The organism is Spirosoma arboris (assembly GCF_009754945.1).
Lineage (GTDB): Bacteria > Bacteroidota > Bacteroidia > Cytophagales > Spirosomataceae > Spirosoma > Spirosoma arboris.
Genome location: NZ_WPIN01000007.1, coordinates 20,785 through 33,876, shown reverse-complemented (window position 1 = coordinate 33,876; position 13,092 = coordinate 20,785). Strand labels below are relative to the sequence as shown.

Annotated in this window: 8 protein-coding genes and 1 tRNA gene; 2 read left to right on the top strand and 7 right to left on the bottom strand. The window is 45.6% G+C overall.

What is annotated here, in order from left to right; translation table 11 throughout:
• Positions 1-5 precede the first annotated feature (5 nt).
• On the top strand, positions 6-776 hold the full coding sequence (locus GO755_RS19100; protein WP_157586905.1) for a glycosyltransferase family 2 protein: 771 nt from the start codon (positions 6-8) through the stop codon (positions 774-776).
• A 107-nt stretch (positions 777-883) separates the two neighbouring features.
• Here the strand turns inward: GO755_RS19100 and GO755_RS19095 are convergent, their stop codons facing one another.
• Positions 884-1,327, bottom strand: a complete 444-nt coding sequence (locus tag GO755_RS19095) for a hypothetical protein (RefSeq protein WP_157586904.1) — start codon at positions 1,325-1,327, stop codon at positions 884-886.
• A 53-nt stretch (positions 1,328-1,380) separates the two neighbouring features.
• Here GO755_RS19095 and GO755_RS19090 point away from each other — a divergent pair, with 53 nt between their 5' ends.
• A complete protein-coding gene (locus GO755_RS19090) occupies positions 1,381-2,346 on the top strand; it encodes a YheT family hydrolase (protein ID WP_157586903.1) in 966 nt (321 codons plus the stop codon).
• Positions 2,347-2,360: 14 nt separating this feature from the next.
• Here the strand turns inward: GO755_RS19090 and GO755_RS19085 are convergent, their stop codons facing one another.
• From GO755_RS19085 to GO755_RS19060, 6 genes are all read right to left on the bottom strand, one after another.
• A complete protein-coding gene (locus GO755_RS19085; protein ID WP_157586902.1) occupies positions 2,361-3,236 on the bottom strand; it encodes a MerR family transcriptional regulator in 876 nt (291 codons plus the stop codon).
• A 309-nt stretch (positions 3,237-3,545) separates the two neighbouring features.
• Positions 3,546-3,621 (bottom strand) — tRNA-His (locus tag GO755_RS19080).
• A 117-nt stretch (positions 3,622-3,738) separates the two neighbouring features.
• Positions 3,739-4,353, bottom strand: a complete 615-nt coding sequence (locus GO755_RS19075) for a superoxide dismutase (RefSeq protein WP_157586901.1) — start codon at positions 4,351-4,353, stop codon at positions 3,739-3,741.
• Between the two features lie 57 nt (positions 4,354-4,410).
• Positions 4,411-4,845, bottom strand: coding sequence for a nucleoside deaminase (locus GO755_RS19070; protein WP_157586900.1), 435 nt, complete (start codon positions 4,843-4,845; stop codon positions 4,411-4,413).
• Positions 4,846-4,887: 42 nt separating this feature from the next.
• Entirely contained in the window at positions 4,888-9,489 is a 4,602-nt protein-coding gene (locus GO755_RS19065; protein ID WP_157586899.1) for an Ig-like domain-containing protein, read from the bottom strand.
• Positions 9,490-9,781: 292 nt separating this feature from the next.
• Positions 9,782-12,886 carry a glycoside hydrolase family 3 N-terminal domain-containing protein gene (locus GO755_RS19060; protein WP_157586898.1) on the bottom strand — a complete coding sequence of 1,035 codons (3,105 nt, stop codon included), beginning with the start codon at positions 12,884-12,886 and terminating at the stop codon, positions 9,782-9,784.
• Positions 12,887-13,092 lie beyond the last annotated feature (206 nt).

The window sequence follows — 13,092 nt, the reverse complement described above, 5'->3', positions numbered from 1 at the left end:
CGAATATGAAATTAAGCGTTGTTATTCCTGCTTATAATGAAGAAGAGTCGTTGCCGCCAACGCTACGAATACTCTATCAAACGCTGGCTAAACACGGCGTTCCTCATGAGATCTGCGTTACAAATGACAACTCAAAAGATGGCACACTGAAGGTGCTGGAGCAGTTAGCCGCAACAGAAATTCCGACTTTGGTCTATTATACGAATCCCGGCCCAAATGGATTTGGGTACGCAGTACGTTACGGTCTGGAAAGATTCTCGGGCGATTGTGTAGCCGTATTCATGGCCGATTTGTCGGATGATCCGGAAGATTTAGTGAAATTCTACCGTAAAATGCAGGAGACGAATGTCGATGCGGTGTTTGGCTCGCGCTGGGGAAAAGATGGTAAAGTGATCGACTATCCTGAGTTAAAGAAATTTATCAACCGTATCGCCAACTTCATTGTCCGAATGGTAATGGGCATTAAATACAACGACACGACTAATGCCTTCAAACTCTATAAACGTGAGACGATCGAAGGTATAAAACCATTTCTATCCCCTCACTTTAATTTAACCGTCGAACTGCCACTGAAGGCTATCGTACGCGGTTATACTTATGCCGTAGTGCCTAATAGCTGGACAAACCGGAAATACGGCGAGTCAAAGCTTAAGATTAAAGAAATGGGCAGCCGATACTTCTTTATTCTGATGTATTGCCTGATCGAAAAGTATTTCTCCCAAGGGGATTTTCGTAAAAAATCAACTGCAGCACCGCCACAAACAGTAAGTCGATGAAGTAGTGAAAGTAAGAGAAGTAGGTGAAGTAAGGAAAAGAAACACTTGATGCTTCGGATACTTACTTCACCTACTTCTCTTACTTTCACTACTTCACCAACTCATGACTAACCAAAAATCCCCTTCAGCCCCGGAATCTGGTAGAAGGCAAGCGTTTGAACTACTGCCCACAAAACGCTACTAACGAACATGTAAAGGAGTAATTGTCCACGTTTGACACCAAATGAAATGGCAATTATAGTTCCTCCAATAGGCGTCAGAATCAAGGGAGTTAACAGAGCAATACCAGCCATACCAGCTCGTTTCCAGATGCGAATTGCCAGGCGAGTGCGTTTTGTAAATCGTTTAGACGTACTGGGACGATAGCGCTGCCAAAGGGCTTGTAGGGCTGCTCCTGCATACGTAACCACCACAACACTTAGCATCATTCCCAGGGTTGTGCAAATTGCCGTTTCGGGCCATGTCAACCCCAGTGTGACACCCGAAAGAGGCCCTCCAACGAATTTAATTGTGCTGGCAATGATGACGGAAATGTATTTGGCAATATGCATGACTATGGTTTGTACTGGAACAACGACGTAAATGTATCCGTTGTTTGGTTAATATGCCGCTAATTCGTTCTGCTTACCCCGGTCCACCAGCTTATCAATATAATGGTCATTTACAAACCATTATTCCCAGCCTCACGCGTAAAGTGACAGACGTTTCTTATGAGCGCGAGCGATTGACATTGGCCGATGGTGACTTTGTTGATCTGGATTGGATTGACAAAGGACAAAATCGGCTGGTTATCCTGACGCACGGATTAGAGGGGGATAGTAGTCGCCAATATATGCTGGGTACGGCGAAACTCTTTGCCCAACAGGGATACGATGTATTGGCCTGGAATTGCCGCTCCTGTAGTGGCGAAATGAATCGCGCGTTCCGATTGTATAATCACGGCGAAATTGGTGATTTGGGGGAAGTTATTAATCAGGCGTTACGAACAAAACAGTATACCGAAGTCGCGTTGATTGGTTATAGCATGGGAGGGAATATTACACTGAAATACCTTGGTGTTCATGGCAAGCAGCTTCCTGATGTAATAAAACGAGGTGTTGCCATCTCAGCGCCAACCGATTTAGGTGCAAGTGCGGTTCTACTTGACCGACTGGCTAATCGGTTCTACCGCAATCGGTTTATGAAAAAACTTGTTGTCAAACTAAGTCAGAAGGCTAGTCGTTTCCCCGACCAGTTAGACATGAGCAAGTTACAATACGTAAAGAAATGGCGAGATTTCGATGAGTTTTTTTCGGCTCCGGTTAATAATTACTCCGATGCTGAGGATTTCTATAACCAGGCATCGGCAGTTAATTTCATGGCTGGTATTACTACACCAACGTTGCTGCTAAATGCGCAGAATGACCCATTACTATCACCAGAATGTTCGCCGGGTTGGTTGGCAGAATCCCACAAATCTATCTTTCTGGAAACACCCCGATTGGGAGGTCACGTTGGTTTTCAAATTTCCCGCGACGAACATACATACGCAGAACGGCGGGCGTTGACCTTTACGCAAAGTGAGTTGTAAGTTAATGGCAGAGATTAAGTTGTTGCAATTCGCACCAAGTCATTAATATTATTGATAATCATCACATTATCTGGTGTCTCAATGTCTTGGCCTATTACCTGATAGCCCGTCATAATTACCTGTGAATCCGAAAATTTGTTGGCCAGACGGTTTACGAAAGGCTGAACCTCATGATTTGATGGATGTGATGTCAGCGCAGTAAATAAATAATTAGGCTTATGTCGCTCATAAGTGAATACTAATTCTTCGAATGGCAGGCTCTGCCCTAAATAAATGACCTTGTTAGAACGAGCCCGAATAATATAGTTTGCAAATAATAAACTGATTTCGTGAAATTCTCCCTCTGGTAGAAAAAGCAGGTATTTTTTACCTGTTGCGCTATGCTTGCCTATGCCATCTATAGCAACAATAAGTTTCTGCCGAATCAGATTTGTAATGAAATGCTCTTGCGCTGGCCCGACTGACCCCGTTACCCACAATGTACCAATACGATTCAAAAATGGATAAACGATGTGAATCATCGTATTTTCGAATCCAAATTGAAGGATATTGGTATTAATAATTTTCTCAAACCGATCCTCATCCAGATCAATCATAGCAAGAGTGAGTGCTTGAATCTGATCGGGATACGTAATTTGTCGATCCGAAACTTTAATTACTTCCCTATACAACTCATCGGGAGATAGTTTCGAGATCTCCGAAATCTTATAGCCATGATCTTTTAACAAAGAAATATTAAGAACCAGCTTCAGGTCTTGGTCGTCGTAAGCTCGAATATTGGTATTGGTACGCTGGGGGGAAATAATGCCATATCGTTGCTCCCAGATTCGTAATGTATGGGCTTTTATGCCCGAAAGCTGCTCTAAATCTCTTATTGAATACGTACTCATAAGATGATATTGATACGACTAAACGCTATGACTGGTCTATCGTAAATTCAGTTAAACAAAGCTGGAATCAATTGAGAATAACCTGTTTCCTTTGCTATATAACCTATTCTCAGAACTGAAATACGATTACTTTGTTTAAGGTTTTAAGGAAATATATCAACAAAAATATCATTTTATAGCTGTAAAGCAAATAGTAAAGATTGACCAGCAGGATCAAAGGGAAAAGGTCTTGATTCTTGCAGATCATAGATGTATAAAAATCAGGCAAATAAACGAAAAAAGCCCTGATAGTATCAGGGCCTTGATCTAGGGTGAAAGACGGGGCTCGAACCCGCGACCTTCGGAACCACAATCCGACGCTCTAACCGACTGAGCTACAATCACCATTTTGAGACTGCAAAGATAAAAATTTATGATGAATGATGAATGATGAATGATGAATTATTTTTTGCACATCATTCATCATTCATCATTCATCATTCATCATTCATCATACTTATTATTACGCCTGCTTGCCTTGTTGATACCGTTTTTCGGCGGCACTCCAGTCAACTACATTGAAATAGGCTGCAATATAGTCTGGTCGACGATTCTGATATTTCAGGTAATAAGCATGCTCCCAAACGTCAAGCCCAATAACGGGGAAGCCCTTTACTTCGGCAATATCCATTAATGGATTGTCCTGATTGGGCGATGAGGTGATCGCTAATTCACCTTCAGGCGTTACAATCAACCAAGCCCAGCCGGAGCCAAAACGGGTGGTTGCTGCTTTGGTAAATTCTTCTTTAAACGTATCAAACGAGCCAAACTTCTGATTGATAGCCTCGGCCAACGTACCTGTTGGCTGGCCACCACCATTACCCGAAATTGTATTCCAGAAAAGCGTGTGGTTATAATGACCACCACCATTATTACGAACAGCAACCGGTGCTTTGCTCACGCTGGCCAGCAGGTCTTCGATGGATTTATTCTCCAGATCAGTGCCTGCAATGGCATTATTCAAGTTCGTCACGTAAGCGTTGTGGTGCTTGCCGTGGTGAATTTCCATGGTCTGCTTGTCAATATTCGGTTCGAGCGAATCGCTGGGGTAAGGAAGCGGATCTAATACAAAAGCCATTGTATTGATTAGTTAGAATGTAAGATTATTCGGTTGGGTTAACAAGCCGATTTCAAATTATGTTCTTAGACGATTAAAAAACTTTGCCAGTAATGCCTGACTTTCGTCGGCTAATATACCAGTTTCGAGTCGAGTTTTTGGATGTAATATTGATGGCTGCATACGGCTATAGCCTCGCTTGGGATCGTTTGCGCCGATTACTAATCGGCCAAGCTGAGCCCAGAATAAAGCGCCCGCGCACATCACACAGGGTTCTAAGGTTACGTATAACGTACAATCAGTCAAATATTTACTGCCTAAATAATGCTCCGCTGCAGTAATGGCCATAAGCTCGGCATGCGCCGTTACATCGGTCAACTGTTCGGTTTGGTTGCGAGATTTGGCAATAATTCGATTACGGCAAACGACGATAGCACCAACAGGAATTTCGCCATTGTCGGCGGCTTCTTCTGCCATGCCAAGCGCTAGTTCCATAAAGTATTCGTCGGGCATAAGAGGGGCTGGTAAGTGATCACTTACCTATTTACCGCTGTTTTATTGTTTCAATACCTTACGAACCGTTTGCCGGTCGCCAACCTGTATACGTAGGAAATACAAACCGTTAGGCTGTGTAGTTAGGTCAAGTTCATTGAGCTGTTTGCGCGTGCTATGCTGCAAAATAGGCCGACCTCCTGCATCAATAAGCGATAATGTCGCTGCATCATGAGTTAATGGTAAATCTAATTCTACCCTAAGTATTGTTTGGGTAGGAACTGGATAGGCTTTTACCAGCGGGTCAAGAGAGTTATCGTCTACACCCAATAAGGGTGCTACCGTAATGGTTGCAGTCCCCGAAATTGGTCCATTACCACAAGTATTCGTAACGTTTGTCAGACGGTAAATCGTTGTCCGAGCTGGCCGTGCTTCGAAAACATATGGGCTCGTGGACGTTGTGGCAGAGTAGGAGCGAAGACTATCGGCATAGGTTGCGGTCCACGGCCCATCACCCGCAAATGTCAGCGTTAAATTAGCGGGAGTACCTTCATAAATAGTCTGCGTACCTGTCAGTGTTGCACTCGCCACCGAACGTACCGTCATCTGGGTAGGACTGTTACTACCTGTAATGGCTATTTCGGGATTGTCGGCTTTCACCCGGACAGAATATTGTCCGCTCGGTAATGTAAGAGGTAATACACCTACAACGGGAGAGCTGTTGGCTGTTGCCGTAACAGCATACTTTTTAGAGGTATCTGCCAAACTGACCATCTCGACTCGGAATGTATTACCGGAGGTAAATTGTCCTGTTGTTGTAAAGGGGACCGCAATCGATGTACCCGCACACAGGGTCGTTGTTGCCAGTGAACCAGTTGAAACCGTTGGGACAATGACATTAATTTGAGCCGTTGCTGGATTGCCGGGTAGTCCCACACCACAGCCATTTGAGACCGTTACGACCTGATAGATAGTGTTACCGCGTGGTAATACTGAGATGGTTGTATCGGCTTTGTTAGAGATTCCTGTGTAACCGCCGGTGAGCGTATAACTATAGGGGCCAGAACTGGTAAACTTCAATTGCAAAGGAGCTCGCTGTCCCAAATTAACACTAGCTGTTGGCGCCATCAGACCCAGGGTAGGCGGTGAGGTAACGATTGCTTTGATGATGGCGCGAGGGCTGTAGCACCCATTGGCACCAATCTGATAAACGTAGAACGGGTCGCCACCTGGCTGAACGTTGGTATTAAGTGTAAGTGGCGTAGGAGCATCATTGGTAATCCTACCATAGGGATCGATCCATTTTAGCTGACTGCCTGTTTCGCCAACCGCTTCCAGTGGGGTTGCCTTGTCGTTAAGGCAATAAACAACCAGAGGTCTGGGAGTGGTCGGTGCAGCGAGTGTGTTAACGGTGACTTTTATTTCTGTTCTAACACTTTCACAATTATTCACCGTCTGGGTGACCAGATAAGTCTGGGTTCCAGCTTTATCAATTGACGGAATAGGCGCACTAGGAAACTGATTACCATCTGTATTATACCATCGTAATGCCTGACCGCTAGCATTCGAGGCTAATGAAGTTACATTCTGCGGAGGCTGATCCTGCTGGATCTGGCAATAGCTAACGGAAGTTATATTAGGTGAGGCAGGTAGTGCATTAATCGTAACGATTAGAGTTGCTTTAGGACCTTCACAACCTTCTCCAGATGTTTGCGAGACTTTGTACGTTTGATTACCAACAGAGCCAGTACCAGGGGTAGGAGTGCCACCCAACAAATTATCAGAAGCATCGTACCATTTGAGATTAGAGCCATTGGCCGTCAATGGTTGTGCCTGACTATTGTTGCAAAAGCTAATTGGGCTTACACCGGGTACACCGGGTGTACTTTTTACCCGTACCGTCAAACTTGCGCGGGGGCCTTCACAACCACTCAAAGTTTGACTAACATAATAAACTGTTGACCCAACTGAGGAATTCGAAGGGGTAGGAGCATTGCCAGATGCCGAACCACCACTCGCAGATGTGCCATACCAGTTAGGAGTGGCATTAGCGACTAGGGTTGCTGTTAACGTTGGAGCACTATAATTTTGACAGAACTCAATGCCCGAAGTACCAGGGGCATCGGGTGTATCTTTAACCTGCACGGAGATTCCCGTTCGTGGACTTTCGCAGCCATTGACCGTTTGTGTCACATAGTATATGACACTTCCAATAGCAGAAGCTGCTGTGCTGGGGACAGTCGCATTCCCCGATCCAGAGCCACCCGTTTGGCTAGTACCATACCATTTTAGATTCTGGCCAACAGCTGATAATGATTGGGCCTGTGTGCCTTCGCAATAAGCGGAAGGAGAGGTGCCCGTGGGAGCTGCCGGTATTGCATTGATCGTAACGGTAATACTGGCTTTAGGCCCTTCGCAGCTTTCTACAGTTTGAGAAACTTTATAGATTTGGCTACCAACAGTACCCGTATTGGGCGTTGGCGATCCGCCTAATGAAGCATCTGCCGCATCGTACCATTTTAGGTTCGAACCCGTAGCCGTTAAAGGTTGAGCTGGACCATTATTGCAGAAACTAATAGGACTTACACCAGGCGCACTGGGTATTGCTTTTACTCGAACACTCAAACTGGCACGTGGACTTTCACAGCCATTAAGGGTCTGGCTGACATAGTAGACCGTAGTGCCTATAGTGGAATTAGAAACGACGGGTGCAGTGCTTGAAGCTGTTCCCCCTGTTTGGTTAGTACCATACCAGTTCGAAGTAGCATTGGCAACCAGAGTTGCTGTCAACGTTGGGGCACTGACTCCTTGGCAAAACTCAATTCCTGACGTGCCAGGGGCTGCAGGAGTGCTTTTTATTAGGATGGGAATGCCAGTTCGTGGACTTTCGCAGTTATTGACGGTTTGCGACACATAGTAAGGAGTAGTTCCAACTATTGTCGTATTAGGGACCGTCGGTGTTCCTGATGCCGTTCCTCCTGTTTGGCTAGTACCATACCATTTTAGATTCTGGCCAGTAGCTGATAAGGCCTGTGCCTGTGAGCCTTCGCAGTAAACAGCAGACGTACCAACAGGGGCAGATGGTATCGCATTGATCGTGACTGTAATAGTTGCCTTGGCTCCTTCGCATCCTTCGATTGTTTGGGATACTTTATACGTCTGGCTACCAACAGTACCCGTATTAGGTGTTGGTGCCCCGCCTAATGAAGCATCTGCCGCATCGTACCATTTTAGGTTCGAACCTGTAGCCGTTAAAGGTTGAGCTGGACTATTATTACAGAAAGCAACTGGACTAACACTTGGTGCACTAGGTGTTACTTTTATTCGTACGCTCGAACTAGCGCGTGAACTTTCGCAACCATTGAGTGTCTGACTAACATAATAAAGTGTAGTCCCTGGAGTAGAACTGGAGAGAGTAGGTGGACTACTTGAAGCTGTTCCCCCTGTTTGGTTAGTACCATACCAGTTCGAAGTAGCATTGGCAACCAGAGTTGCTGTCAACGTTGGGGCACTGACTCCTTGGCAAAACTCAATTCCTGACGTGCCAGGGGCTGCAGGAGTGCTTTTTATTAGGATGGGAATGCCAGTTCGTGGACTTTCGCAGTTATTGACGGTTTGCGACACATAGTAAGGAGTAGTTCCAACTATTGTCGTATTAGGGACCGTCGGTGTTCCTGATGCCGTTCCTCCTGTTTGGCTGGTACCATACCATTTTAGATTCTGGCCAGTAGCTGATAAGGGCTGTGCCTGTGAGCCTTCGCAGTAAACAGCAGATGTGGCAGTTGGAGAGGATGGAATGCCATTTACAGTTACAACAAGGCTGGTACGCGGCCCTTCACAACCATTGAGTGTTTGGCTAACATAATAGGTTGTGCTCCCTGTAGCTGTTGTTGAAGGAACAGGAGAAACCGAAGAAGCCGTACCTCCGGTTTGGCTAGTACCATACCAGTTGAGAGCGGCTCCAGATTGCGGGGATGCAGTTAAAGCGCTGGCCGTTTGACCTGCACAATAAGCTACAGGAGTAGTACTTGGTGCTGGAGGAGTGTCTTTAACTGTAACCGTAATAGTCGCCTTTGAACTCTCACAACCACCTATAGTCTGACTGACATAATATATAGCCGTTGCAGTCGTGCTAGGTATAGTTGCCGTATTAGATCCTGATCCATTAGGATTAGTGCCATACCATTTCAAATTTTGTCCAGTGGCATTGGCAGCCAATGATTGAGCTGTTGAACCTTCACAGTAGGGAGTAGGATTTGTTACAGTTGGAGCAGCAGGAGCATTAACAGCAAAGGGCGTGGTACTTGTTCCGCTAGTTTTTGCTGCGTTACTGGCAACCACCTGAACATGATATAAAGAGCCATTTGCAGTGCTCGAAGGAATAATCGCATTGATAGTACCGTTAGTTGCTTTCGTAGCAGCAACATTACCTATACTAGGTGAACTGGCAGAAATAAAGCCTGTTACGTCAGATAAATAAGCTGTAAATACAATACCGGCAGCAAATGAAGTGCTGGTTGTGAACGTAATAGTAAGTCCATTGCCTGGACAAACTGGATTTGGGGAAACATTGACATTGGTTATTGTCTGCCCAAAACTGCTAGTTGATAGACCAACTATACACAGTAAAGCCACTAAGTAGGAGTAAAAAATACGTCCCTTCATAAAAAATTGAGTAATGAATCTATTTTGGACTCTAAAGTTAATGCATTTATGCTTGAAATAGGGACGGCAACCTGCCTCTCATTAAGTATACCAAGCAATAATATCAGAATAGAAGCGTGTGTAAGTGTTTGGATAATAAGAAATTAAAATAAATTCATCCCATTAGATTTGCGAAATACACACTTGTCTAAAACCTGCCGCAATAAAAATGCCACTTCACTAATGAAGTGGCATTTTGGTTTTTTATACTATTGATCAGATAAGCGTATAGTACCGATTAATCAAGAAATTGCTACTCGATGGCACTATAAATCACTTCATGAATCCGTCGGCGGAGTTTTGTTGTATTGATAGAGTTATTTCCAGCAGTCGGGTAAATTCGATTAGAGAGGAATATAAAAATCAACTCCTCGTCTGGATCGACCCAGACTACATTGCCCGTGAAGCCGGTGTGGCCAAATGATCGGGCCGACGCCTTAGGTGCCATGTATACACTGCTTGGGCTTTCGGGATTTGGCTTGTCCCAACCCAGTGCCCGGAAGCTACGGTTACTAAGCGTTTGGGTGAAATAAGGCACCGTCATTGGATTCAGAACTCGCTGATCGCCATAAACGCCTTTTTGAAGATTCATTTGTAGAAGTGTGGCAATGTCGTGGGCATTACCAAATAAACCAGCATGCCCCGAGATACCCCCTTGTACAGCCGCCATCTGGTCATGCACCGTACCTACCAACAACTGATTTCGGTAGTAGGTGTCCTGTTCCGTAGGAGCACATTGCGGGTGGGGCAAACGCTGTAAAGGCGTGAAGCCAATTTGGTGCAGACCTAGTGGCTTATAGACATTCTCTGTGACAAATTTGTCTAACGGTTCCTTGCTAACCCGTTCAACAATCTTCTGTAATGTCAGGAAATTCAGGTCGCTATACACATAGGCAGGCCTCCCAGATTCATCAGTTTTTCGCGACATGGGTGACTGAACCACCCACTTCCAGACCGAATCTTTTAAGGCTGGAACGCCCCAGAGTGTAGGTGCAATTTGGAGTGTATGCAGACTATCCTGTGTAGCCGAATAGTATTGGGCTTTCAGACCTCCGCCCGGTAGTCGGGTGCGATCCCAGGTTGTTGGATAATAAGACACCATGCCGGATTGGTGCCAAAGGAGATCCTGAAGTGTGATGTTCTGCTTATTCGTATTCCGAAGCTCTGGCAGGTAAAACGATGCCTTTTGCGTTAAGTCAATCTGTTTGCGGTCATACAATACCATCACCGACTGCAAGGTGGCTAGTACCTTCGTGAGTGAGGCCAGATCATATAATGTCTCATCGGTCACTTTTTCAGCACCGGCGGCATACGTTAAAGCTCCAAAATTCTTGCTGTAAACGATTTTGCCTTTGCGTGCTACCAGAATCTCACAACCTGGCACAACATGATTTTTCACGGCACTCTGGGCAATGGCGTCAATTTGATTTAGCACGGTCGATTTCATCCCAACACTCTCCGGCGTTCCGACCGATAGCCGGCCTTCAGGATTTGTTTTGAGACCCATGCCTACTTTCATATCACCCGAGGTCGAAACTGGCAACATACCTCGTGCGCCCAAACCACCGAACAAGACCTGAGGAACTACTCGTTGCATATCGTCGAGCTCCTGATAGGCACAAACTAGGGCATCGGCATCGGCAAAATGCGGCAAACTGTAAGGTGATCCAAAGGCTGTGACAATCACTTTAGCACCACGTTGCTTTAGGCGAGTAATCAGATCGAGAGAAGGTTTAGTAATACCAAATCGGCGGGCAGCAGACTCACTCATTCGGTGAAAACTAATGACGACTGTGTTTACATCACCAACTTGGGCCAGTATGTTCGTCAGATCTACCTCGGAAAGAGGTTTTTCGGGAAAGGTAAGTGTCTGGAATGGAGCGTATTGGTTTAGCGTCTTCTGAAATACATTTCCCGGTTCGGCACCAATCGCGATAGAGGCCAGCCGCAATGTATCCAGCCGATTTAAAGGGAGTAAATTATTCTGATTATCGGCCACTGTTACCGATTGTTCGCAAAGCTCCTGTTTTAGAAGCTGAGCTTCGGGAGAATTTAGTTCGGCAGACAAGCCACCGAGGTTAATGGGTTTGTATTGGTGCAGCCCAGCCCAGTATTTGGCCCGGAGTATTTTTTTAACTTTCTCGTCAATAAACTCCTGAGAAATAATACCCTGCTGAACGGCATTCAGAATATTTGCCGCAGCCTCGCGGACATTCTCTGGGTACAGCAGAATATCATTACCAGCGATTAGAGCCCGAAGATTCACATCCATTGCCTTGGGCGACCGACTAATGCCCCCCATATTCAGCGCATCAGTAAAAACAAGACCGCGGAAACCAAGCTCTTTTTTGAGAAGTTCCGTGACAATTTTTTCGGATAAGGTTGCGGCCAGCGCAGGCGTATTATCCATGACGGGCACATGCAGGTGACCTGTCACCACGCCCATCAAGCTATCGGCGATAAGTTTGCGGAATGGATACAGATCAATCTCGCGCATCTCGTCCGACGACCGACTAACGGTTGGCAGGGTATGGTGCGAATCGAGATTCGTATCGCCGTGACCAGGAAAATGCTTGGCAGTAGCAATGACATGCGTTTGCTGCAAACCACGCATATAAGCCGACGCTTTCAGCGCAACGTTCTCTTTTGCCTCGCCAAATGAGCGGACGCCGATCACTGGATTCGATGGATTGCTATTAATATCGGATACGGGCGCAAAGTTGATGTGGATACCCAATCGCTGGCACTGCCGACCAATTTCTGCGCCCATTCGATAAATCAATTCATTATCGCGAATAGCGCCGAGCGACATTTGTTTGGGGAAGTCCATGGCACTATCTAAACGCATGCCAAGTCCCCACTCACCATCAATACCAATGAGTAGCGGCACTTTAGATTCAGCCTGATACCGATTTGTCAGAATAGCCTGTCGATGAGGGCCGCCCTGAAAGAAAATCAGTCCCCCAATATGATTGTTCTGAATTAGATGATCAATGTATTGATAATGGTTCTCATGACGGTTAGAGAAGGCGGCTACCATGAAAAACTGACCTACTTTCTGTTCCGGTGTCAGCGTCTGGAAAACACTGTCTACCCACCGTCGTCCGGTATCCGGGAGTGTAAATACCTCAATTCCTTCAGCCGCAACTCCATACTTATAAGGTGAAGCAACAACAATTGGAAGTGGTGCAGGGGCCGGCCGTTTGACTTTAGCTCTGGCCTTCGTTGCTTTGTGAGATCTTGAATGTGAATGCCTCGCCCAGTAGCTACGCCCCGGCCTCATTAGACCAAAAGCTGATAACAAACTGACGAACAGGAGGCCGACAAGTAAAATTGGTCGTACAGCGATGTTCCGCATGGGCACTCTGAAAGTAAAAAAGTCTAAGTCAGTTAACGGTAGTTTCTGGCAAACCATAAAAATAACCAAAGCCTATCGAAAACCGGCACTCATCATTGAATTATCTAAATTTTCAACGAAATAATGTAGAATACTTGTTGTTGGTAGCGGATTAATACAAAATTAAAATCGAAAAGTAATTCTTTTAAACCCCATAGCGTATAAGC

Coding starts and splice junctions, on each gene's coding strand:
- GO755_RS19100 (WP_157586905.1), top strand. CDS start 6: ATGAAATTAAGCGTTGTTATTCCTGCTTATAATGAAGAAGAGTCGTTG.
- GO755_RS19095 (WP_157586904.1), bottom strand. CDS start 1,327: ATGCATATTGCCAAATACATTTCCGTCATCATTGCCAGCACAATTAAA.
- GO755_RS19090 (WP_157586903.1), top strand. CDS start 1,381: ATGCCGCTAATTCGTTCTGCTTACCCCGGTCCACCAGCTTATCAATAT.
- GO755_RS19085 (WP_157586902.1), bottom strand. CDS start 3,236: ATGAGTACGTATTCAATAAGAGATTTAGAGCAGCTTTCGGGCATAAAA.
- GO755_RS19075 (WP_157586901.1), bottom strand. CDS start 4,353: ATGGCTTTTGTATTAGATCCGCTTCCTTACCCCAGCGATTCGCTCGAA.
- GO755_RS19070 (WP_157586900.1), bottom strand. CDS start 4,845: ATGCCCGACGAATACTTTATGGAACTAGCGCTTGGCATGGCAGAAGAA.
- GO755_RS19065 (WP_157586899.1), bottom strand. CDS start 9,489: ATGAAGGGACGTATTTTTTACTCCTACTTAGTGGCTTTACTGTGTATA.
- GO755_RS19060 (WP_157586898.1), bottom strand. CDS start 12,886: ATGCGGAACATCGCTGTACGACCAATTTTACTTGTCGGCCTCCTGTTC.